The organism is Oscillospiraceae bacterium, from assembly GCA_025758045.1.
In the GTDB taxonomy this organism is placed as follows: domain Bacteria; phylum Bacillota; class Clostridia; order Oscillospirales; family Ruminococcaceae; genus Gemmiger.
Map to the genome: position 1 here is coordinate 2,651,986 of CP107208.1, position 22,641 is coordinate 2,674,626.

General features: G+C 57.1%; 26 protein-coding genes. 23 read left to right on the forward strand and 3 right to left on the reverse strand.

The features are described 5' to 3' along the window. The first annotated feature begins 6 nt into the window (after positions 1-6). The 7 genes from OGM81_12385 to OGM81_12415 all read left to right on the forward strand — a co-directional run bounded on the left by OGM81_12385 (position 7) and on the right by OGM81_12415 (position 6,857). On the forward strand, positions 7-909 hold the full coding sequence (locus OGM81_12385; GenBank protein UYJ43114.1) for an RluA family pseudouridine synthase: 903 nt from the start codon (positions 7-9) through the stop codon (positions 907-909). A 51-nt stretch (positions 910-960) separates the two neighbouring features. Next, a complete protein-coding gene (locus tag OGM81_12390; GenBank protein ID UYJ43115.1) occupies positions 961-2,733 on the forward strand; it encodes a peptidoglycan DD-metalloendopeptidase family protein in 1,773 nt (590 codons plus the stop codon). A 192-nt stretch (positions 2,734-2,925) separates the two neighbouring features. Continuing rightward, positions 2,926-4,209, forward strand: a complete 1,284-nt coding sequence (locus tag OGM81_12395) for a UDP-N-acetylglucosamine 1-carboxyvinyltransferase (protein UYJ43116.1) — start codon at positions 2,926-2,928, stop codon at positions 4,207-4,209. Positions 4,210-4,273: 64 nt separating this feature from the next. Continuing rightward, positions 4,274-5,065, forward strand: a complete 792-nt coding sequence (locus OGM81_12400; protein UYJ43117.1) for an MBL fold metallo-hydrolase — start codon at positions 4,274-4,276, stop codon at positions 5,063-5,065. Positions 5,066-5,083: 18 nt separating this feature from the next. Next, positions 5,084-5,569, forward strand: coding sequence for a 23S rRNA (pseudouridine(1915)-N(3))-methyltransferase RlmH (locus OGM81_12405; protein UYJ43118.1), 486 nt, complete (start codon positions 5,084-5,086; stop codon positions 5,567-5,569). Between the two features lie 146 nt (positions 5,570-5,715). Then, positions 5,716-6,018, forward strand: coding sequence for a helix-turn-helix domain-containing protein (locus OGM81_12410; protein UYJ43119.1), 303 nt, complete (start codon positions 5,716-5,718; stop codon positions 6,016-6,018). Further along, entirely contained in the window at positions 6,012-6,857 is an 846-nt protein-coding gene (locus OGM81_12415) for an IS3 family transposase (GenBank protein UYJ45009.1), read from the forward strand. Before OGM81_12410 ends, OGM81_12415 begins: the two co-directional genes overlap by 7 nt. 76 nt (positions 6,858-6,933) lie before the next feature. On the opposite strand, the gene OGM81_12420 is transcribed toward OGM81_12415, so the two are convergent. The 3 genes from OGM81_12420 to mtaB are packed head-to-tail and all read right to left on the reverse strand — an operon-like array spanning position 6,934 to position 10,005. Then, positions 6,934-8,457 (reverse strand): 4Fe-4S dicluster domain-containing protein, encoded by a 1,524-nt coding sequence (locus OGM81_12420; GenBank protein ID UYJ43120.1) that lies wholly within the window; start codon positions 8,455-8,457, stop codon positions 6,934-6,936. Next, entirely contained in the window at positions 8,454-8,714 is a 261-nt protein-coding gene (locus OGM81_12425; protein ID UYJ43121.1) for a hypothetical protein, read from the reverse strand. The genes OGM81_12420 and OGM81_12425 overlap by 4 nt, the downstream gene beginning before the upstream one ends. After that, positions 8,701-10,005 (reverse strand): tRNA (N(6)-L-threonylcarbamoyladenosine(37)-C(2))-methylthiotransferase MtaB, encoded by a 1,305-nt coding sequence (gene mtaB / locus OGM81_12430; GenBank protein UYJ43122.1) that lies wholly within the window; start codon positions 10,003-10,005, stop codon positions 8,701-8,703. The genes OGM81_12425 and mtaB overlap by 14 nt, the downstream gene beginning before the upstream one ends. Before the next feature lie 131 nt (positions 10,006-10,136). Between mtaB and OGM81_12435 the strand changes: the two genes are divergently transcribed. The 16 genes from OGM81_12435 to atpA all read left to right on the forward strand — a co-directional run bounded on the left by OGM81_12435 (position 10,137) and on the right by atpA (position 22,631). Further along, the gene (locus OGM81_12435; protein UYJ43123.1) at positions 10,137-11,342 is read left to right on the forward strand and encodes a D-alanyl-D-alanine carboxypeptidase; all 1,206 of its coding nucleotides are present in this window, start codon (positions 10,137-10,139) and stop codon (positions 11,340-11,342) included. Positions 11,343-11,434: 92 nt separating this feature from the next. Continuing rightward, positions 11,435-12,769 (forward strand): glucose-6-phosphate isomerase, encoded by a 1,335-nt coding sequence (locus OGM81_12440; GenBank protein ID UYJ43124.1) that lies wholly within the window; start codon positions 11,435-11,437, stop codon positions 12,767-12,769. A 52-nt stretch (positions 12,770-12,821) separates the two neighbouring features. Further along, the gene (locus tag OGM81_12445) at positions 12,822-13,226 is read left to right on the forward strand and encodes a type IV pilus twitching motility protein PilT (protein ID UYJ43125.1); all 405 of its coding nucleotides are present in this window, start codon (positions 12,822-12,824) and stop codon (positions 13,224-13,226) included. Between the two features lie 155 nt (positions 13,227-13,381). Continuing rightward, complete coding sequence (locus tag OGM81_12450) at positions 13,382-13,882, forward strand: YceD family protein (GenBank protein ID UYJ43126.1); 501 nt, start codon at positions 13,382-13,384, stop codon at positions 13,880-13,882. A 24-nt stretch (positions 13,883-13,906) separates the two neighbouring features. Further along, entirely contained in the window at positions 13,907-14,092 is a 186-nt protein-coding gene (rpmF, locus tag OGM81_12455) for a 50S ribosomal protein L32 (protein ID UYJ43127.1), read from the forward strand. A 76-nt stretch (positions 14,093-14,168) separates the two neighbouring features. Then, entirely contained in the window at positions 14,169-15,518 is a 1,350-nt protein-coding gene (locus OGM81_12460; protein ID UYJ43128.1) for a DUF512 domain-containing protein, read from the forward strand. 1 nt (position 15,519) lies between these two features. Then, positions 15,520-16,863, forward strand: coding sequence for a ribosome biogenesis GTPase Der (gene der / locus OGM81_12465; GenBank protein ID UYJ43129.1), 1,344 nt, complete (start codon positions 15,520-15,522; stop codon positions 16,861-16,863). A 3-nt stretch (positions 16,864-16,866) separates the two neighbouring features. Next, positions 16,867-17,544: a glycerol-3-phosphate 1-O-acyltransferase PlsY gene (plsY, locus tag OGM81_12470; protein ID UYJ43130.1), complete on the forward strand. Its 678-nt coding sequence runs from the start codon at positions 16,867-16,869 to the stop codon at positions 17,542-17,544. A 109-nt stretch (positions 17,545-17,653) separates the two neighbouring features. Beyond that, positions 17,654-17,962, forward strand: a complete 309-nt coding sequence (locus OGM81_12475; protein UYJ43131.1) for a hypothetical protein — start codon at positions 17,654-17,656, stop codon at positions 17,960-17,962. 180 nt (positions 17,963-18,142) lie between these two features. Beyond that, the gene (locus OGM81_12480; GenBank protein UYJ43132.1) at positions 18,143-18,409 is read left to right on the forward strand and encodes a hypothetical protein; all 267 of its coding nucleotides are present in this window, start codon (positions 18,143-18,145) and stop codon (positions 18,407-18,409) included. A 27-nt stretch (positions 18,410-18,436) separates the two neighbouring features. Continuing rightward, positions 18,437-18,853: a hypothetical protein gene (locus tag OGM81_12485; protein ID UYJ43133.1), complete on the forward strand. Its 417-nt coding sequence runs from the start codon at positions 18,437-18,439 to the stop codon at positions 18,851-18,853. Continuing rightward, entirely contained in the window at positions 18,850-19,713 is an 864-nt protein-coding gene (locus OGM81_12490) for a F0F1 ATP synthase subunit A (GenBank protein ID UYJ43134.1), read from the forward strand. The genes OGM81_12485 and OGM81_12490 overlap by 4 nt, the downstream gene beginning before the upstream one ends. Positions 19,714-19,750: 37 nt before the next feature. Continuing rightward, complete coding sequence (atpE, locus tag OGM81_12495; protein UYJ43135.1) at positions 19,751-19,990, forward strand: ATP synthase F0 subunit C; 240 nt, start codon at positions 19,751-19,753, stop codon at positions 19,988-19,990. Positions 19,991-20,021: 31 nt separating this feature from the next. Next, the gene (gene atpF / locus OGM81_12500; protein UYJ43136.1) at positions 20,022-20,528 is read left to right on the forward strand and encodes a F0F1 ATP synthase subunit B; all 507 of its coding nucleotides are present in this window, start codon (positions 20,022-20,024) and stop codon (positions 20,526-20,528) included. Continuing rightward, positions 20,525-21,061 (forward strand): ATP synthase F1 subunit delta, encoded by a 537-nt coding sequence (gene atpH, locus OGM81_12505; protein UYJ43137.1) that lies wholly within the window; start codon positions 20,525-20,527, stop codon positions 21,059-21,061. Before atpF ends, atpH begins: the two co-directional genes overlap by 4 nt. Positions 21,062-21,110: 49 nt before the next feature. Next, positions 21,111-22,631, forward strand: coding sequence for a F0F1 ATP synthase subunit alpha (atpA, locus tag OGM81_12510; protein UYJ43138.1), 1,521 nt, complete (start codon positions 21,111-21,113; stop codon positions 22,629-22,631). Positions 22,632-22,641 lie beyond the last annotated feature (10 nt).

The following is a 22,641-nucleotide window of genomic DNA, read 5'->3' on the forward strand; positions in this document are numbered from 1 at the left end:
CTGTTTTTGACCGTTCTGCGTTATATCGTTCCTCCCGAGGCAGACTGTCAGCGGTTGGGGATCTTCCTGCGCACGCAGGGCGTCACCGCCGCCCTGATCAAATCCGTCAAATATAGCGGCGATGGCTTTTTCGCCGATGGAGCCCCGCTCCACACCGACCAGCCTGTGCATCCCGGCCAGCAGATCAGCTTTGCATTGCCGCCGGAACCGCCCACCAGCGTCACGCCACAGCCCGTCCCGTTTGCCATTGCCTACGAGGACGAGTTCGCCGCCGTACTGGAAAAGCCCGCCGGTATCGCTGTACATCCCACGTTGAATTACCCGGACGGCACCCTGGCCAACGGCTGGCTGTACCATTTACAGCAGCAAGGCAAGACCAGCGTGTTCCGCCCGGTCAACCGCATTGACAAAAATACCAGTGGGCTGGTGCTCTGTGCGCAAAATTTGTTTGCCGCACCACTGCTGGCTGACAGCGCTCAAAAGTGCTACCTGGCCATCGTGCAGGGAATTCTGCCGTTAGGCCCCGACCAGGTGGAAGCCCCTATCGCACGCCGCGGCGATTCCATCATCGGCCGCTGTGTACGGGAGGACGGCAAATACAGTCTGACCCGGTACAACGTACTGGGTGTCGGCACAGGCTACAGCCTGGTGGCCTGCACGCCCTGCACCGGCCGCACCCATCAGATTCGTGTACACATGGCCTACATCGGCCATCCGCTGGCAGGGGACACTCTGTATGGCGGGTCGGACAGCATCCTGTCCCGGCATGCGCTGCACTGCGCTGTTTTACGGTTTACGCACCCGGTCAGCAGACAGGCGATCCGTATCCAGAGCAAACTGCCGCCGGATATGGCCGCTTTGGCCCACAGTGAGGGGCTTTTCAACAACTGGGATCTGCAAGAACTCTGAACCAAACTTTGCATCGACCTTTTTAGGTCATCTAAAAGGAGCAGCAAGATTTTGAATTCCGCGCAAATCGATAAAAAAGGCAAAAAGAAAAATCACCGCGGGCCGTCGTCCGCCAGTGCCCATAAGGCTCATTCTTCCCGCAGCAACCTGATTGGCGACCTGCTGTACATGTATGGCTTCTGGGTCGAGTACATTTTTGTGTGCGCTTACCGCAAGGCGCACGCCGTCGTCAAAGGCATTGCCAGCACTCTGGGCAACCTGCTTATGGTCGTGCTGCGCCCGGTCCTGCTGGGCGTCATCACTTTCTGTGAGGATCTGATTAGTCCCTTCACCCGCATGGCCTCCGGTATCCGCCACATCCGGGAACTGCCGCAGGAACTTTCCGATGCCGGCAGCGACCAAATCCGCGCTGCCAAAAAGGCCTACGTCCGCAGCGGTATCCGCAAGTACTACACGCTTCTCTGGAACGCCATCACCTACGTGCTGCCCGCCATTGCGGCGGCTGTGCTGGTGGTCGTTGTCCGCAACGGCCTGGGGCTTCGTTTTGTGTTGAACGTCCAGGTCAACGGCGAAAGCGTCGGCTACGTAGCCAGCGAGCAAATTTTTGAAAACGCCCGCGAGGATGTGCAGTCCCGTATCAACACGGCCAAGTCTATGCTGGAAGAAGCCGGTGCCTCTGTGCCGGACACCCAATGGGAAGTTTCTCCTACCTACAGCCTGGCAGTTTCCGACGATACCATGACGGAAAGCGAGATTGCCAACGCTATTTTGCAGACCGCCAGCGATGAGATTGTGGACGGCACCGCTGTGTACATTGACGGCACCCTGCGGTTTGTCACCACCGAGGGTGACCATCTGCGCACCTACCTGGAAAGCATCAAGGCCCCCTTTGAAAACGACATGGATTCGTCCATCCGCACCGGTTTTGTCCACGACATCCGCCTGCTGGACGGCGTCTATCTGCAGGAATCTATCATGTCCTACAGCGACGTGATCTCCGCTCTGAACGAAGGCTCCGGCGTGCATACCTATGTAGCCGAGGAAGGTGATACCGTGCAGAGCGTCGTGGATACCACCGGCGTCACCTTTGACTCGCTGGCCCAGATGAACCCCGACCTGCAAAGCCTGGATCAGGAGATCCCCGCCGGCACCGAGCTGTTGACGGGCGCTTCCTCGGCCGAACTGCTGAAAGTCAAGGTCGTGCAGACCGAGACCGAGACCGTCGCCATCCCGTTCAGCACCGAAAAGTCCGAGTCCGATGAATACGACTTCGGCAAGACCGTCACCCTGCAGGAAGGTGTGGACGGCCTCGAGGACGTCACCTACGAGATTACGATGATTGACGGCGAGGTCACCGACCGCCAGGCGGTTTCCTACAACGTGCTGCAGGAGCCTGTCACCCAGATCACCGTGACCGGCACCAAGCTGAAGAACGGTATGGTGGCCAAGCTCGGCTCCGGTTCCTTCGTCTGGCCGGTTCCCGGCTACAAGTATGTCAGCCGCTGGATGGGCAATGGCCACCGCGGCGCGGACATCTGCGCCGCCTACGGCACGCCGATTTACGCTTCTGACTCCGGCACCGTCATTGCCGCCGGCTGGCACTACTCTTACGGCAACTACGTCGAGATTGATCACGGCAACGGCTACAAAACGCTGTACGCCCACATGTCCCGCATCCTGGTCAGCCAGGGTCAGGCCGTCAGCAAGATGGACCAGATCGGCGAGGTCGGCTCCACCGGTAACTCCACCGGCAACCATTGCCACTTTGAGATGTACTATAATAACGTCCTGTTCAGCGCGCAGACACTATTCGGCGGCATGTAATTTCTGTCGAACTCTACAATATTTCAGCGCATATCCTGTGCCTGCGACAGACTTTCACAAATATTTTGCAAATGTCTTGTGCCCCACTTTTCAAATGCCACAAAATAGTGTATAATGTATGAAAGTGCGCATGGGTGCCTTGTCCCGGCGAGAGGGATGCCAGGCCCGCACCTGCACAAAGGAGAGCTACACTTGGAAAAATTCGTGATACGCGGGGGAACCCCGCTGCATGGCGATGTCAACATCGGCGGTGCCAAAAATGCTGCCGTTGCCATTTTGCCGGCTACCATTCTGGCTGCCGATAAATGTCTGATTGAAAACCTGCCCTGTATCAGCGATGTTATGGCCTCGCTGCAAATTTTAAGCGAGCTGGGTGCCAGTATCCGCATGGTCAGCCGCAGCACCTATGAAATTGATACCACCCACATTGATTGCACCGAAGTGTCGAACGAGTTGTCCCGCCAGATGCGGGCCAGCTACTACTTCCTGGGTGCGCTGCTGGGCCGTTTTGGTGCAGGCCAGGTCGCTATGCCCGGCGGCTGCAACCTCGGCCCCCGTCCCATCGACCAGCATTTGAAGGCTTTCACCGCCTTTGGCGCTGAGGACTCGGTGGAGTACGGTCAGATCCATGTCAAGGCCGACCACCTGGTGGGCGGGCATGTGTTCTTTGACACAGTGTCCGTCGGTGCTACCATGAACGCCATGCTGGCTGCCGTGCTGGCAGAGGGCACGACCATTCTGGAAAACGTAGCTCGTGAGCCGCACATTGTGGACCTTGCCAACTTCTTGAACATGATGGGCGCTGACGTGCATGGTGCCGGTACCGACGTTATCAAAATTCATGGCGTCAAAAAGATGCACGGCTGCAACTATTCCATCATTCCGGACCAGATCGAGGCAGGCAGCTACATGGTAGCCGCCGCCATCACCAAGGGCGATGTAACGCTGCATAACGTCATCCCGAAGCATCTGGAGCCGATTACTGCCAAGCTGCGCGCGGCTGGCTGCACGATCCAAGAATACGACGACGCACTGCGCATCACCCGCACCGGCCCGCTGCATCCGCTGAAAGTCAAGACGATGCCGCATCCCGGTTTCCCGACCGACATGCAGCCGCTGATGACCGCGCTGCTCACCTTGGCCGATGGTACCTCCATCGTGACTGAGGGCATCTGGGAGAATCGCTTCCGTTATGTGGACGAACTGATTCACATGGGTGCTAACATCCAGGTGGACGGCCAGGTCGCCGTCATCGAGGGCATCAAGGAGCTGCGCCCTGCGCCGTTGCGTGCCACCGACCTGCGTGCCGGTGCTGCGATGGTAGTCGCCGCACTGGCTGCTAATGGTGTCAGCGAGATTGACGAGACCATCCACATTGAGCGCGGCTACGAGAACATCGTTGAAAAGCTGCAGCTTCTCGGCGCTGACATCCGCCGCGTGGAGATCCCCGCCAGCAGCATTTCGCGGGCAATGTAACTGTACATTCTTTATGGGTCGCTTGTGCGGCCCATTTTTTCTGGACTGAATACGAGGAAAGAACATGGCTTTATTTACCACCCTGTATTCCGGCTCATCAGGCAACTGCGGCCTGGTCCGGGAGGGGAACCAATACCTGCTGGTGGACATGGGCAAAAGCTGCCGCACCACTCTGACCGCGCTGCGCCGCCTGGACCTGGCCATCAGCGATTGTGCCGGTATCTTAGTTACCCACGAACACTCCGATCATGTAGCCGGGCTGGATACCTTTTTAAAAAAATATCCCATCCCCGTATACAGCAGTGCCGACACACTGGACGCACTGGATTCCCGCGGGACGCTGCCACCGGCTGTGGAGACCACCGCCATGGATGGGGGAAACCCGTTTGATATTGGTCCGTTCAAGGTCAGCTCTTTTCCTACCAGCCACGACGTGCCTTGCTGCGGCTACCGCATCGAGACCCCGGATGGCCGCCGCATGGCCCTTGCCACCGACCTTGGCATCCTGACCCCCGTGGTGCAGGACAGCCTGCTGGGCTGCGACCTCGTCGCACTGGAGGCCAACTACGACGCTTTCAGCCTGCACGGCGGGCCGTATCCCTACTACTTAAAGCAGCGCATCGCCAGCGACCGCGGCCATCTGGACAACAGGGCCTGCGCTGCCGAGATTCTGGACCTCATTCAGGAGGGCTGCAAAAAGTTTGCGCTGTGCCATTTGAGCCAGACCAACAATTCGCCGGAGCTGGCGCTGACCACCGTGTACAATGTGCTGCTGGCCGCCGGTATCCAGCCGGGGCGTGATGTGCTGATCCAGGCGCAGGAGCGCAATGACATCAGCCCGTACATCGAGTTTTAAGTTTAAGGGGACGCCCGCATGCAGAACATTGATTTAATTTGTATCGGCAAGATGAATGCTTCTTATTTTGCCTCCGGTGTGGCCGAGTACCAGAAACGTCTGGGCGGCTTCTGCAACTTCCGCATCATCGAACTGCCAGAAGCCTCCATCGCCGACAAAAACGCCAGCGACAGGCAGATCGCTAAAGCCCTGCAGAAAGAGGCCGACGCCATCTTAGCCTCAGTGCGCAAGGGCGCGTATCTCGTCGCACTTTGTGTCGAGGGCAAGCAGATCTCCAGCGAAGATCTGGCCGCCCTGCTGGCGGAGCGTGCCGGCAGCGGAGCCGGGGATATCGCCTTTGTCATCGGTTCCTCCCACGGGCTGGACGACCGCGTTAAAAAAGCCGCACAGGCCCGCATCAGCATGGGACGCATCACACTGCCCCACCAGCTGGCCCGCCTGGTGCTGACCGAACAACTCTACCGCGCCTGCACCATCAACGCCGGTATGAAGTACCACAAATAAACCTGCCATTACACAAAAATCCCCGCACACGAGAAATTGAACAGCGCCCCACTTGTTAGACAGTATGATATACTATCTAACAAGTGGGGTGTTTTGCTATACCAAAAGGAGTACCAAACAAACGATATACGCCGGAGTTCAAGAAAATGGTTGTAGAAACCATGAAAAAAGAACATCTGAGTATCTATGCAGCAATGCAGGAATTTGGAATTAACGACCATAAAATTATAGAGCGTTGGGAACGCATTTATTTGGAAGAAGGGCCGGAAGGCTTGTCGGTTGAGCGACGGGGCCGCGGCAGCACTGGTCGGCCAAAGAAGCTGCCAAAAGAGGCGGAAGAAGATCTGTTGGCCGAAGTGCAGCGACTGCGTGCGGAGAATGCCTACCTAAAAAATTTGCAAGCCTTGGTTTTGGAAGACGAGCGACGCCAGCACAAAAAACGCTGGTAGTTCAGAAGCTAAGGCAAAAACACGCACTCAGTATTCTGCTCTCAATCGCTCAAATACCCCGTGCAACTTTCTACTATCATTTGAAGCAGATGCAGAAAGAAGACAAATATGCATCTGTTAAGGAAGAAATCACAACGATTTACCACGAAAACAGGGGCCGGTACGGCTATCGCCGGATCACGGCAGAACTTCGCAAGCGCAATTTCCTCCTGAACCACAAGACTGTCCAGCGGCTTATGAAAGAGTTGGGCTTAGTTTGCCGTGTCAGGATGAAGAAGTACCGCTCTTATAAGGGAGAAGTGAGCAAAATTGCGCCAAATCTGTTAAACCGGGACTTCCACGCCGAAAAGCCGAACCAGAAGTGGGTCACCGATGTGACAGAGTTCAGTTTGTTTGGAGAGAAGCTCTATCTCTCTCCCATCCTTGATCTGTGCAGCAGCGATCTGGTCAGTTACACCATATCGGATCGTCCTGCACTCAGCATGGTAACCACCATGCTGGACGAGGCGTTTGCAAAGATCCCGGCCGAAACAAACCTGATTCTCCATTCTGACCAGGGCTGGCAGTACCAACATAAACAGTATCAACGGATGCTCCGAGAGAAAGGTGTTCGCCAGAGCATGAGCCGCAAGGGAAACTGTCTGGACAATGCTGTGATAGAGAATTTCTTCGGGCTGCTCAAAAGTGAGCTGCTGTATTTGCAGGAGTTCCGCTCCATGGAACACTTCAAACTGGAACTGATCGAATATCTAGATTACTACAACAACCGCAGGATCAAGGCAAAGCTAAAGGGCTTGCCGCCTGCAATTCACAGACAGCAAGCCCTTTCGGCTGCTTGAACAATTTTTACTTCAGAATATTGTCTAACTTTTTGGGGTCACTTCAAATCATGTGCGGGGATTTTGTTATTGCATCTTAGTACTTCAGCAGGTCCAGAGAATCCTGATACGGCGTCTCGGTAGCCACCTTCATGGCGGCCTCGTTCTTGTACTTGTTCAGCATCATGGCACTCTTGGCGGGGTCAGCCAGCGTACCGGCACCGGCAATGCAGCCGCCGGGGCAGGCCATGCCTTCCAGCAGGTAGCCGTTGTACTTGCCAGCCTTAGCCATCATCATCATCTTCTTGCAGTCGGCCAAGCCTTGGGCGCTCATTACCTTGACCTCACGGTCCGGGTCCATCTTCTTGATGGCATTGACAACAGCCTGGGCTACACCGCCGGAAGCAGCAAAGCCGCGGGCATCGGCACTGGCGTTGTTGAAGGCATCCTCGGGGTTGTTAGGCAGGGAAGCGAAGTCCACTTCCTTAGCCTCGAACAGGCCCATCAGTTCCTCGAAGGTCAGCACGAAGTCGACCTCACTGCGGACGGAGCGGCGGCTGGCCTCCAGCTTCTTGGCGGCGCAGGGGCCGACGAAGCAGATACGGGCCTCGGGCTTCTCCTTCTTCAGCAGGCGGGCGGTCAGGACCATCGGGGTCATAGCCATGCTGATGCACTCGGCCTGCTGGGGGAACAGCTTCTTGGCCATTACGCTCCAGGCCGGGCAGCAGGAGGTGCCCATGAAGGGGATCTTGGCGGGAACTTCTTCCATGAAGTCCTTAGCCTCATCGATGGTGCACAGGTCAGCACCGATGGCGACCTCTGCCACATCAGCAAAGCCCAGCTGGCGCATGGCTTCCTTCAGCTTGGAGGGGGTCATGCCGGGGAACTGGTTGATGAAAGCGGGGGCCACGATAGCGATAACTTCGTCGCCGCGCTTGATGGACTGGATCAGCTGGAAGATCTGGCCCTTATCGACGATGGCGCCGAAGGGGCAGTTGACCAGGCACATGCCGCAGGATACGCACTTATCGTAATCGATCTCGGCACGACCGTGCTCATCCGAGTGGATGGCACCCATACCGCAGGCAGCAGCACAGGGACGCTCGGTCTTGACGATGGCGCTGTAGGGGCAGCTGTTGACGCAGCGGCCGCACTTCACACACAGGCTCTGGTCGATGTGGCTTTTGCCGTTGCGGAAGCTGATGGCGTGTTTGGGGCAGACTTCCTGGCAGGGGTGGGCAAGGCAGCCCTGGCACATCTCGGTGACCTTGATGACCTTCTCGGGGCAGCCATTGCAGGCGAACTTGATGACGTTGATCAGCGGCGGCTCATAGTACTTGTCCGCGATGATGCCGTGCTCCAGGCCTTCGGTGGCGGGCACGCTCTCATCCAGCGGGCGCAGGGAGAAGCCCATGGCCAGACGGATACGCTCGGACACGATGGCTCTCTCCAGGAAGATGCTGCTGCGCAGCGATTTTTCCTCGCCGGGGATGATCTTAAAGGGCAGCTCACGCATCAGCTGCGCATAGTCAGACAGCTCGTTGGCGTTGTAAGCCATACGGGCCACTTCGGTGAACACCTTGCGACGGATATCCGTTACGGGGGTGTAAATGCCTCTCATAGTTTGATTGCTCCTTTTTTGCTCCGTTCAATGCTCCATAGCGAAAGGGGACTTCCACCTGTTTTCTGCTCACGGTTACAGGGGAAACACCCTTCTTGAGCGGGCGCAGCCGCTCCTGTTAAAATTTTACCAAAAACCAGCCGATTTGGCAAGAGGTCAGGCAACAAAAAAGCGGGAAATTCCAAATTTCCCGCAAAATTCATAAATTCAATCCCATTACGCTGCAAAATCCGTGCGCCGTGTTTATTTTCCCACAATTTCAGCCCTGCAGCGGCGGCCGTCCCAGGCTCCCAGCATTACGTTTACAATGTCACCGGCCTTGTGGCCCGGTGCGCTGACCAGCACCGGCAGATACTGTTTGGTGTAGCCGGTAAACAGGGTAGCGGACAGCGGCGTTTCCAGCAGCACACTGGCGGTGTGCCCCTGCATGGCGGCCACCTCGGCGGCACGCACTTTCTCCACAGCGGCGGTCATGCGGCGGCTGCGGTCCTCTTTTTCGTGTTCCGGCAGCTGGCCGGGGAAGTCGTAAGCCGGAGTACCCTCGCGGCGGGAGTAGGGGAAAACATGCACCTTTAAAAAGCGCTGGCCGGTAACAAAGGCCATGCTGGCTTCAAAGTCCTCCTCAGTCTCGCCGGGGAAGCCCACGATCACATCAGTGGTAAAGCTGACGTTTTCCGCGCCGAACGCCGCCCGCAGCTTGGCAGCAATATCGGCAAACTGGGCGGTGGTATAGGGGCGGCGCATAGCACGCAGGGTCTTGTCGCAGCCGCTCTGCAGGCTCAAATGGAACTGCGGACAAAGTTTCTTCACCGCCGCCATTCGGGTGATGACCTCGTCGTGCAGCATATCAGGGTCAAGGCTGCCCAGGCGGATGCGCTCGATGCCTTCGACCTCGGCGGCTTTCTCGATCAGCTCCACCAGGCTGGTGCCGCTGTCGGTGCCGTAGCTGGGCAGGCTGATGGCCGTCAGCACCACCTCTTTATACCCGGCAGCAGCCAGGCGGCGCAGTTCCTCCAGGATGCTTTCTTCGTCGCGGCTGCGCACCGGGCCGCGGGCACGTGGGATGACGCAGTAGGCGCACTGGCGGTTGCAGCCATCCTCGACCTTGACAAAGGCGCGGGTGTGTTCGGCGAACTTATCCATGGGCAGTTCTTCAAACTTTTCGCCCTTCCGGTGGGGGCGGATGTCCACCACCCGCTCGTCCTCGCCGTTCAGCACGCGGGTCACATCGGCCAAAATGGCATGGCGGTTGCCGGAGCCGGTCACCACGTCGGCTTCCTTGATCTCAGCGGCTTCCTCGGGGAAGGCCTGCGGGTAGCAGCCCGTCAGCACCGTAACGGCACCGGGATTCTCGCGCTTGGCACGGCGCAGCCATTTGCGGCTTTTCTGGTCGCCGAAATTAGTCACGGTGCAGCTGTTGACAACGTACACGTCGGCCGGTTCCTCGTTGGAGACGACCGTATAGCCGTTTTCCTCAAACAGCTGTGCCAGGGCGCCGGTCTCATTCTGGTTCACCTTGCAGCCCAAAGTATAAAAAGTAACCCGCATAGTTTCTGTGTTCCTCGTTTTCCTGTGATAATTCTTTTATTATAAAGGAAAAGCCGCTAAAGCGCAATACTAAAACCGCTCGCCGCCGCATAAGCATCTGGTAAACGAACTGCCGCGGGGGTGTTGCTGCCATGAAAAAACCTGCCTTTACTCTGGTTCTGTGCCTGCTGTTGGCGCTGCTTACCATGCTGCGCAGCTATGCGGCCGCCGCCGATGCGCTCCCGCACATCACCCCGGCCGGCACCGACACGCTGGATGTGCCCTGCGCTGCGGCAATCCTCATTGACGAGGATTCCGGCACTGTGCTGTACGAGAAAAACGCCGACCAGCAGCGGCCCATCGCCTCTATTACAAAAGTAATGACGCTGCTACTCACCTTTGAAGCGCTGTCCGCCGGGCGCATCAGTTTAAGCGACACTGTGCCTGTCAGTGAGCATGCCTATCACATGGGCGGCAGCCAGATCTGGCTGGAGCCGGGCGAGCAGATGACGCTGGACGACATGCTGAAAGCCATCTGCATTTCCAGTGCCAACGATGCCGCTGTGGCGGTGGCCGAATTTGTGGGCGGCAGCGAACCCGCCTTTGTGCAGCAGATGAACGCCCGCGCTGCTGAGCTGGGCCTGACCAACACCCACTTTGAGAACGCCTGCGGCCTGGACGCCGAGGGACACCTTTCCACCGCCCGCGATGTAGCTATGATGAGCCGGGAAATTTTGCTGCACCATGCCGAGGTCCGCAACTACTGCTCCATCTGGATGGACTCTCTGCGGGACGGCGCGACCCAGTTAATCAACACCAACAAGCTGCTCAAGACTTACAATGGCATCACGGGGCTGAAGACCGGCACCACCAGCCGGGCGGGCGTCTGCATCTCCGCCAGTGCCGAGCGAAACGACCTGCGGCTGATTGCCGTGGTGCTGGGGGCGGATTCCGGCAAAGAGCGTTTTGCCGCCGCCACAGCCTTGCTGGACTACGGCTTTGCCAATTATGAGAACGTCACCCCGCAGATGTCTGTCGATGCACCGGAAGCCATCTCTGTCAGCCACGGCACCGCAGACAAAGTCGAGCTTATCTACAGCACGCCGACGCGCTTTTTGATGCCAAAAAATGCCGCTGAGCCCCTGACTTCAACCATCGAGCTGCCCCGGAAGCTGGCCGCGCCCGTGGCCCAGGGCGCACACTTAGGCACCGTGCAGCTGAGCAGCGGCGGGGAAGTGCTGGCCAGTTTCCCCATCAGCGCCGCACAGGACGTGGACGCATTGAGCTTCCGCTATTGTTTCGGACGACTAGTCGACAGTTTACTGCTTTACCAGGGAGATTTTGTGCAAAATAAATGAAAAAGTCATAAAAAAGCACCAGTTTTTGCTTGACAATACCGACTTGAAACGGTATCATGGGTGTATAAAAATAAACAAAGGAGGAGTAAAAGATGGCTGTTGCATTTAATGGCAAGCATCTTGCAAAATTCATCCGTCCTGAAGAATATGAGGCGATCTACCCGCAGGTCGAGTTAGCCCATAAGCAGCTGGAGACCAAGACTGGTTTCGGCAATGACTTCTTGGGTTGGCTTGACCTGCCTGTTACTTATGACAAGGAAGAGTTCGCCCGCATCAAAGAGGCCGCACAGAAGATCCGTTCGGATTCCGATGTGCTGCTCGTCGCTGGTATCGGCGGTTCTTATCTGGGTGCCCGTGCTGTAGTGGAGGCCGTCAAGGGCCTGTACCACAACGAGACTTCCGACGGCCCGAAGATCTACTTCTGCGGCAACACGATCTCGCCCACCGCCCTGAACGACATCATCAAGCTCACCAAGGGCAAGCGTTTTTCCATCAATGTCATCTCCAAGTCCGGTACGACTACCGAGACCGCGCTGGCTTTCCGCGTCCTGCGCAAGCTGCTGGAGGATTCCGTTGGTGTTGAGGAAGCCAACAAGCGCATCTACGCCACGACCGACCGTGCCAAAGGCACCCTCAAGCAGCTGGCTACTGAGCAGGGCTGGCCCACCTTCGTCGTTCCCGATGACGTCGGCGGCCGCTACTCTGTCCTGACCGCTGTTGGCCTGCTGCCCATCGCCTGCGCCGGCATTGATATTGACGAGCTGATGCAGGGCGCTGCTGACGGCCTGAAGAAGTTCGGCCAGTGCAGCATCGACAACGACGCTTACCGTTACGCCATGACCCGCAACATCCTGTACCGCAAGGGCAAGAGTGTGGAGACCCTGGCCTGCTTTGAGCCGGACTTCACCATGATGAACGAGTGGTACAAGCAGCTGTTCGGCGAGAGCGAGGGCAAAGACCAGAAGGGCCTGATGCCCACTTCCTGCATCTTCTCCACCGACCTGCACTCCATGGGTCAGTTCCTGCAGGACGGCAGCCGTATCATGTTCGAGACCTATGTCGACGTCAAGCACACCCGTGAGGACTTCTTTATTGAAGAGCTGGAGGGCAACTTCGACGGTCTGAACTTCCTGGCCAACCAGAACATGAGCGTTGTCAACCGCAAGGCTATGGAGGGTACCATCCTCGCCCATACCGACGGCGGCGTGCCCCTGGGCCTGATCGAAGTGGACAGCCTGTCTGCCCATGACGTCGGTGAGCTGATCTACTTCTTCTGGCGTGCCTGCGCTGTCTCCGGCTATCTGCTGAGCGTCAACCCCTTTGACCAGCCCGGCGTCGAGAGCTACAAGAAGAACATGTTCGCCCTGCTGGGCAAGCCCGGTTACGAGGACCGCAAGGCCGAACTGGAAGCCAGCCTGAAAGACTAATGGAATACACGCCTGGGATATGGCGTCTCACGAATACAAGGAGGTAACCCCTATGCTGAAACTGATCGTTGGAACCAAGGGCTCCGGCAAGACCAAAACCATGATCGACATGATCGACAAAGCTACCAAAACCACTTCCGGCAATATCGTTGTCATCGAGAAGTGCATGAAGCTCACCACCGAGATCAACCACGCAGCCCGCTTGGTTGACGTAGATGAGTACGGCGTTGTCGGCGCTGACATGCTGTACGGCTTCGTGGCTGGCGTCCTGGCTGGTAACTACGACATCACCGAGCTGTTCATCGACGGCATCCTGCGCATCATCGACCACGACATGGCCGCCGCCGCCAAGGTGCTGGAAGCTATCAACAAGATCACCCCCAACATCGAGGTCGTCGTCACCGTTTCTGCTGACGCTGCCGATCTGCCGGAAGATCTGAAGAAGTACGTGATCTGATAGGCGCAACTTACTAAAGAACTTTTCAGGGCGGGGAAGTCTTCCCGCCCTGATTTTTTGGTAAAAACACAAAAAATCACATTTTTTTGTGTTTTAGCTGTTGACAAGCCCCTTGTACTTGTGTATACTATTTAAGCAACCTTTTGAGGTGTACTATGCAATTTGATCTTCGAGCTTTTCTAGAGGGTGCCCGAAAACCTTACGAGGCACATTTTCAGGCAGACCTCACGCAGTCCGATTTTGGCGGCTATACGCTGGCTGCCCCGGCTGAATGTGACTTTACGGCAACGCCCACCGATGATGGCGCGGCGTTGCTATTGTGTGTAAAGGCACAGATTCATGCCGAGTGCGCCCGCTGTCTTGAACCACTCACTCAAGATTACTGCTTTGAGCGCGACTACCTGATCCTGCCAAGGGATTTAGAAGACCCGGATTTTGAACTGCCCTGCAACGAACAAGGCTGCATTGACCTCGATGAGCTGGTCTATCAAGAGCTGATCTTCGAGGTTCCGGCAGTGCTGCTGTGCAGTGCTGATTGTCAAGGTCTATGCCCCATTTGCGGCAAAAAGAAGGCCGCAGGTTGTACCTGCAAGCCCGCAGCCGACGCTGCGCCCGTAGATGCCCGGCTTAGCATACTAAAACAACTACTCAGTTGAATTTCACCAAGGAGGTGTCCGATTATGGCTATCGTACCTAAGAGAAAGCATTCTCAAGCTCGCCGCGACAAACGTCGTTCTAATGTCTGGAAACTGGAGGCGCCGACGCTGGTGAAGTGCCCGCAGTGTGGCGAACTGAAGGTTCCCCATAAGGTTTGCGGCAAGTGTGGCTACTACAAAGGCCAGGAAGTCATCAAGAAAGAGGCGTAAGTCTCTTGCGTGGGGAGGGCGATGCCTTCCCCATTTTTTATTGTTGTGTTATTTTTAACGAAAGGGGGCCTGCCGCATGCCTTTGTATGTAACCAAGATCGACGAGGGATCACCCGCGCAAAAGTTAGGGCTATCCTTAGGCTGTGCATTGCTGGCCGTTGACGGCCACCCCCTGAACGATGCGCTGGACTATCAGTTCTACACCACCCCGGCCGTATTCTCGCTGGATGTATGCGAGAACGAGCAGCACCGTACCATCCAGGTGCAAAAAGGGGAGTATGAACCCTTAGGCTGCAACTTCAAGACCTATCTAGGCGATGAAAAGCACAGCTGCTCCAACCATTGCATGTTCTGCTTCATCGACCAGCTGCCGCCCGGCATGCGCGCCCCGCTGTATTTTAAGGATGACGACGAGCGCCTGTCCTTCCTGTTTGGCAACTATATTACGCTGACCAACCTGACGGACCACGAGATCGACCGCATCATCCAGATGCACATCAGCCCGATCTTCGTCTCGGTACACACCACCAACCCGGAGCTGCGGGTGCGGATGCTGGCCAACAAACGCGGCGGCGAGGTATTAAAATACCTGCCCAAGCTGGCTACCGGCGGCATCGAGCTGAATTGTCAGCTGGTTCTCTGCCGCGGCATCAACGATGGCGACGAGCTGCGCCGCACATTGACCGACCTGCTGGCGCTGCGCCCCCAGGTGGGCAGTATCGCCGCTGTGCCCGCCGGCGTCACTGACTACCGCGACAAACTGTACAAGCTTACGCCTTATGATAAGGAAAGCGCCGCTGCCACGCTGGACATTCTGGAAGAGTTCAGCATGAAGTGCCGCGCCGAGTACGGCCGCAGCGTCATCTACCCCAGCGACGAATGGTACCTGACCGCCGAGCGGGAGATTCCCGCAGCGGAATTCTACGACGAATTTGCCCAGTTGGAGGACGGCGTGGGCATGTGGCGGCAATACCATGATACTTTTTTAGAGGAACTGGAAAACTACCGCGGCCTGGTGCTGCCCCACAGCCTGGACGTTGTTACCGGCACGCTGGCCGCCCCGCTGATCGAAGATTGCGCCAACACACTGATGCAGCGTTACCCACAGGTGAAGATTGCTGTGCATGCCATCCGCAACGATTACTTCGGCGGCAATGTCAGCGTGGCGGGCCTTGTTACCGGCACCGACATCATCAAGCAGTGCAAAGACAACCTGCAAAGCGATACGATTGCCGTGCCGGAAGTAATGCTGCGGGATGAAAAAGATCGTTTTCTCGATGATATTACACTGTCGCAGCTGGGCGAAGCCCTGGGCTGCCGCGCCATATGCATCCCCACCGACGGTGCCGGGTGCTGCCGCGCGTATTTAAGCTCACACAAGCGCAAGATCAAACTTATGAAGAAAGAGAAGAGGGAGGAAAGCTGATATGGCAAAACCGATCGTAGCCATTGTGGGCCGCCCCAACGTGGGCAAATCCACAATTTTCAATAAGCTGACCGGCCAGCGTCTCGCTATTGTCGAAGACACCCCCGGCGTTACCCGCGACCGTATTTTCTGTGACTGCGAATGGAGCGGTCACAAGTTCCTGCTGGTGGATACCGGCGGTATCGAGCCCCGCATCGACGATGGCCTGCTGGCCCACATGCGTGAGCAGGCCCAGCTGGCCATCGATTCCGCCGATTGCATCGTCATGGTCACCGAGCTTTCTGCTGGCGTGACCCCGCAGGACCAGGACGTCGCCAGCATGCTGATGCGCAGCGGCAAGCCCGTAGTGCTGGCTGTCAACAAGTGCGACAAGGTCGGTGAGCCGCCTATGGAGCTGTACGATTTCTACAGCCTCGGCCTGGGCGAGCTGATCCCCGTTTCCGGCGTGCATGGCCACGGCACCGGCGACCTGCTGGACGCCGTCTGCGCTCATCTCAACTTTGAGGAAGAACCTGAGGATGCCGACGACCGCATCACCGTTGCTGTCATCGGCCGCCCCAATGTGGGCAAATCCAGCCTCATCAACCACATCCTGGGCGAGAACCGCCTGATCGTGGCCAACGAGGCCGGCACCACCCGCGACGCCATCGACACGATGGTAGAGAACAAGTATGGCAAGTTCGTCTTTACCGATACCGCCGGCCTGCGCAAAAAGGGCAAGGTGGAAAGCGGCGTTGAGCGCTACAGCGTCCTGCGCAGCCTGGCCGCCGTTGAGCGCAGCCGCGTCTGCGTCATCATGATCGACGCCACTGTCGGCTTTACCGAGCAGGACTCCAAGGTCGCCGGTTACGCCCACGAGCAGGGCAAGGCCTGCATCATCGCCGTCAACAAGTGGGATGCTGTCGAGAAGGACAGCTACACCATGGATACCATGCGCAAAAAGCTGGAAGAGGATTTCAGCTTCATGTCCTATGCGCCCATCGTGTTCATCAGTGCCAAGACCGGTCAGCGCGTGGACAAGCTGTTTGAGACCATCCATTTTGTGGACATCCAGAACGGCACCCGCGTGCCCACCGGCGCCTTGAACGAGATGCTGGCCCGTGCCACCGCCAAGGTCCAGCCGCCGTCTGACAAGGGCAAGCGACTGAAGGTGTTCTATATCACCCAGATCTCCACCCGCCCGCCGACGTTCGTCTGCTTCGTCAACCAGAAAGCGCTGTTCCATTTCTCGTACCAGCGTTATCTGGAAAATCAGATCCGTGAGACCTTTGGCCTGACCGGCACGCCCATCCGCATGATTACCCGTGAGCACGGCGACGGTTCTGCCAAGGCCGGAAAGGTGTAAATTATGCTGCCAAATATTATTCTGGCCTGCGTGCTGACCGCACTGGGCGGGTATCTCTTGGGCAGCATCCTGTTCGGCGTGCTGATCTCCAAGGTCATGTACAATGACGACGTGCGCGACCATGGCAGCGGTAACGCTGGCATGACCAACGTGCTGCGAACCTACGGCAAACTGCCCGCCGTGTTTACCACCATTGGCGACGTTGGCAAAAGCGTGGCCGCCGTCAACCTGGGCCGCTTCATTTTCGATGCCCTGCTTTCCGGCACAGGCGCTGCCTGGCAGAACCCGCTGGACCCTGTCTGTGGTGCGTATCTGGCCGCCATCTTCTGCATGATCGGCCACAGCCGCCCGATCTTCTTCGGCTTCAAGGGCGGCAAGGGCGTGCTGGTTGGTGCCGGTGCAGCTTTGGCTACTGAGCCGCTGGTTTGTGCCATGTTGCTGGTCATCTTCCTGATCGAAGTTGCCATCACCCGCATCGTATCCCTGGGCAGCATCATCATTGCCGCTTTGTATCCCGTAGGCACCCTCATTAACCTGATTGCCTGCGGTGCGAACCTGCCTACCATCGTGTTCAGCACCGTATGCTGCGCCATCATGGCCGCCATGGTCATCTGGCTGCATCGCTCCAACATCGAACGCCTGAAAAACGGTACCGAGTACCGCTTCGGCGAAAAGAAATAACCTTATAGCAACCGTCCTTTATCTTTGCGGATAAGGGGCGGTTTTCTTGTCTGTTTCTGTTGCATCGTGTCGAAGGCTGTGCTATCCTTCTATAAAAGGGGATGATACCATGCCAACGCCGCAGGAAGTCTGGGCCATGCTGCAAGCCCACGAAGGGGAGACCTTTTACACCGCCAAAGGTCTGCCGTTCCACTACCTGATCCACGGCAGGGAGCTGTTTGTGAACCGCAAAAACAAGTCCATCACCATTTCAACCGTTGCCAATGCCCTGGCCCGCATCAAGGCGCGGGAGGCTGCCGGGGAGGCAATCACCGGCCCCAAGAAGATCGGCTGCTACGGGGCCAGCTACCTTTACCCGGTGTTTTTACAACTGGGCATCATCCATCTGCCGCAGACAAACGACGAACCACTGCAATAAATTGCAGGCGCATAACAGGTTGCATAACTTGTTATGCGCTTTTTGCATGTTTTGTACAAAAATCGGCCAAAATGAGTAAAGCGTACAATTTTGCATCATACAAGTGAAAAATAACTGTTGAAAAATAAACTTTTTGGGTGTATACTAAGGGCATTATAAGGCATACGACGGGGGGTTGCTATGAAAAACCTGTACCAGATCACCCGGCACCTCGTCTGGCTGACGCAGTTCGGGCTTTCTGTGGCGTTGCCGCCCGTGTTGTTTTTGCTGGGGGCCGTCTGGCTCAAGAACGAATTTGCACTGGGCGGCTGGGTCGTGCTGGTCGGTCTGCTGTTGGGACTGGCCGGCTCGGTAGGCAGCCTGCGCAGCAACTTAAAAAGCATCGACCGTGAGGGAAAAGAGGATACGCCCCGCACCCCACCGCCTATTTCCTTTAATAACCATTAAATTTACTATTGCGAGGTGATCCCTACCATGCAGAAAAATCGCGATGTACTGCGGCAGGTGGGCGGATTAGCCGTCGCCTTGCTGGTCTGCATTGCTGTTATGCTGGCAGTGTACGCGCTGCTGGGTCGGTTGGACCGCCTGGTCCTGCTGGGGGCCGTTTTCGGCTGGATCTTAGCCGTAGGCAACTTTTTATCTTTGAGCATTACCGTTTCCAATGCGTTGGACCGTGCCGCCAACGGCGGCAGCCCGCAGAAAGCGCAGCTGGAGATCCAGACATCCAGCGTGGTGCGCCCGCTGGTGCTAGCGCTGATTTATATTGTACTTTTCCGTGCTAAAGTTTGTGACCCTGTCGCCGCCTTGCTGCCGCTTTTGTTCGCGCAGGTGGCGATCAAAGTACTGGAATTTTTCCGGAATGATAAAAAAGGCGGTGATACTGCACCATGAATGGCCCTAAGATCTACTTTACGATTCCGATCCTGGGCGGCATCCCCATCACGCAGACCGCGGCATCCTCGTTTGTGGTTATGCTGATCCTTTGCATCGCAGGCATTGTACTGGGGCGCAACCTGCAAAAGCGGCCCGGCCGCCGCCAGGTGTTAGTGGAAAAAGGTGTTTCCATGCTCTACGGCATGGTCGAGGACACCATGGGCAAGCACAACGCTTACTGGACGCCCTATATCGGCGCGCTGTTCCTGTCGTCGCTGTTTGGTACACTCATCGGTATGACCGGCATCCTGCGCTCGGCCACGGCGGATCTTTCCACCACCGTCACCTGGGCGCTGATGACCAGCGTGATTTGCTGGGGCTGCTCCATCAAGCAGAATGGCTTCCTTGGCTGGCTGAAAGGCTTTACCGAGCCCGTCGCTGTCATGACCCCGATGAATATTATCTCCGAGATCGCACAGCCCGTTTCGATGGCGTTCCGTCACTTTGGCAACATTGCCGGCGGCGGCGTGCTGACAAGTCTGCTCTACTCCGCGCTGGCGGCCTGCTCGGCCATGGTGCTGGGGCTGGTGGGCAAAAGCTTTATCGCCGGTGCTGTGGTGCTGGTGCTGGGCATCATTTTGCTGGTGCTGGGCATCAAAAACCAAAAGATGGCCAAAAATATTTTTGGCATCGTGTTTTCCGTGACCGGCCTGCTGGGCATTTTAAGCTTGACCGGCGTGCCGTATCTGGAAGTCGGTATTCCCGGCATCCTCAGCCTTTATTTTGATGTATTCTCTGGTGGTGTTCAGGCCTTGGTTTTCAGCCTGCTGACGATGGTTTACATCGGCAATGCCTGTCCGCCGCCGGAGGAAGTATAAACCAAAAAACAAATTTTTATAACAGGAGGAAACTTCTATGGAAACAGCAATCATCAAAGCCGCCTGCGCGATCGGTGCAGGTCTCTGCATGGGTATCGGCGCTATCGGCCCCGCACTTGGTGAGGGCAACGCCGTTGGCAAAGCGCTGGAAGGCATGGCCCGCCAGCCCGAAATGGCCAACACCCTGCGTACCAACATGATTCTGGGCTGCGCCATCACCGAGTCGACCGGTATCTACTCTCTGGTCGTTGCACTGGTTCTGCTGTTCATTTTCTAAGAAGGTCTGACACGAAAGGAGGGGACGACCCATGACAGGCTTTGAAAGTTTTGTCGGCGTCAACCCATGGACTGCGCTGTTCACCTTCTGCAATATGCTCATCACTTTTTCCGTGCTGAAGCATTTCCTGTTCAAGCCGGTCAAAAAGATGATCGACGACCGCCAGCAGGAAATTGATACGATGTACGCCGACGCGGACGCTGCCAAGCAAAAGGCGGCTGCCCTGGAGCAGGAGTATCAGGCTCATCTGCAAAGCATCAAGGCCGAGCGCGATTCGCTGCTGCGGGATGCCACCGTGCGTGCCCAAAAGCGGGAAGAGGACATCCTCAACGAAGCCCGCAGCGAGGCCGCGTCCATCCGTGCGGCAGCCGAGGCCGATATTGCGCAGGAGCGTAAGAAAGCTGTGAACGACCTGAAGAACGAGATTGGCGGCATGGCCGTGGAGATCGCCGGTAAGGTGGTCGAACGCGAGATCAACGAAGCCGATCATCAGGCCCTGATCGATGAATTTATTCGGAATGTGGGGGATGCCTCGTGACCGAACTTGCCAAACGCTACGGCGGCAGCCTGTACGATCTGGCGGCAGAAGAGCAGCTGACTGATCAGCTGTTGGCGGAGCTGGATGTGGCCTTGGATTGCTTTAACCAGGAGCCTGCCTACCTGCGCCTTCTTTCCACCCCCGGCGTACCGAAGAAAGAACGCTGCGCGCTTCTTGACAAGGCTTTTGCCGAAGCGCACCCGTACCTGGTAAATTTTTTAAAGCTGCTGTGCGAGGAAAACCTGCTGGCAGAACTGCCCGGCTGTGTCCGCGCCTACCGTGACCGCTACAATGTCGACCACGGCATTATCGAAGTAACCGTTGTGTCTGCCGTACCGCTGAACGACACCTCCCGCGAGAAGCTGCTTGCCAAACTGCAGGAGATGACCGGCAAAACGGTACGCCTGACCGCCAAGGTCGATCCTTCGATTTTGGGCGGCCTGCGCCTGGACCTGAACGGCACCCGTCTGGACGGCACAGTACAGCGCCGCCTGGAACGTCTGCGCGACAGCATCGGCAGCGTCGTACTTTAATTAAGATGTAAAAGCACCTCATTTTACAGATTGTGTGGTGAACCTAACAGTGCAACTAAAACCCGAACAAATCTCCCGCATCATCCGCTCCCAGATCAAATACTACCAGAATGCGATCGAGCAGAGCGAGACCGGCACTGTCACAATGGTCGGCGACGGTATTGCCCGTGCCGCCGGCCTGGACAACTGCATGGCCGGTGAGCTGGTCCAGTTTGAGAGCGGCGCCTACGGCATGGCCCAAAACCTGGAAGAAAACAGCGTTTCCATCGTTCTGCTGGGCGATGACAGCGGGATCAAGGAAGGCAGCAGCATCCACCGCACCGGCAAGGTCGTTTCTGTCCCTGTCGGTGAAGGGATGATTGGGCGTGTTGTCAACGCCCTGGGTCAGCCCATCGACGGCAAAGGCCCCATCGAAGCTGCCGATTACCGTGCTATCGAATCCCCGGCTCCCGGCATCCTGGACCGCCAGCCTGTCAAGCAGCCGCTGCAGACCGGCATCAAGGCCATCGACTCGATGATCCCCATCGGCCGCGGCCAACGTGAGCTGATCATCGGCGACCGCCAGACCGGCAAGACCGTCATTGCCACAGATACCATCATCAACCAGAAGGGCAAGGACGTTCTGTGCATCTATGTTGCCATCGGCCAAAAGCGCTCCACCGTCGTTTCCCTCGTGGAAAATCTCGAGAAGAACGGCGCCATGGCCTACACGACCGTTGTTTGCGCCACAGCTTCGGAGCTGTCTCCGCTGCAGTATATCGCCCCCTACGCAGGCTGCGCCATGGGCGAGTACTTCATGCAGAAGGGCAAGCATGTCCTCATCATCTATGATGACCTGTCCAAGCACGCTGTTGCTTACCGTGCCCTGTCGCTGCTGATCCGCCGTCCGCCGGGACGTGAAGCTTACCCCGGCGATGTCTTCTATCTGCACAGCCGTCTGCTGGAGCGTGCCGCCAAGTTGAGCGACGAGAAAGGCGGCGGTTCTCTGACCGCGCTGCCCATCATCGAGACCCAGGCAGGTGATGTTTCGGCCTATATCCCGACCAACGTTATCTCCATCACCGACGGCCAGATCTTCCTGGAGACTGAGCTGTTCCACGCCGGTATCCGTCCTGCCGTCAACCCCGGCATTTCGGTTTCCCGTGTCGGCGGCAACGCTCAGATCAAGGCGATGAAGAAAGTTGCCGGTACGCTGAAACTGATCTACTCCCAGTATCGCGAGCTGCAAGGCTTTGCCCAGTTCGGCTCTGACCTGGACGCCGATACCAAGGCCCGTCTGGCCCAGGGCGAGCGCATTGTGGAGATCCTCAAGCAGGACCGCAACAGCCCCGTACCTGTGGAGAAGCAGGTTGCCATCCTGTACGCCACCATCCACGGCTATCTGAAGGATATTGCCGTGGCCGACATTGGTGCCTACGAGCAGGGCTTGTACCGGTATTTGGACGACAATGCCGCCGCCAACGACGTGATGGAGACTATCCGTACCACCGGCGACCTGAAGCCCGATACCGAGGGAGCGCTGAAACAGGTACTCGCCGCTTATACCGAACAATTTACTAAAGAAAAATAAACTGCAAAGG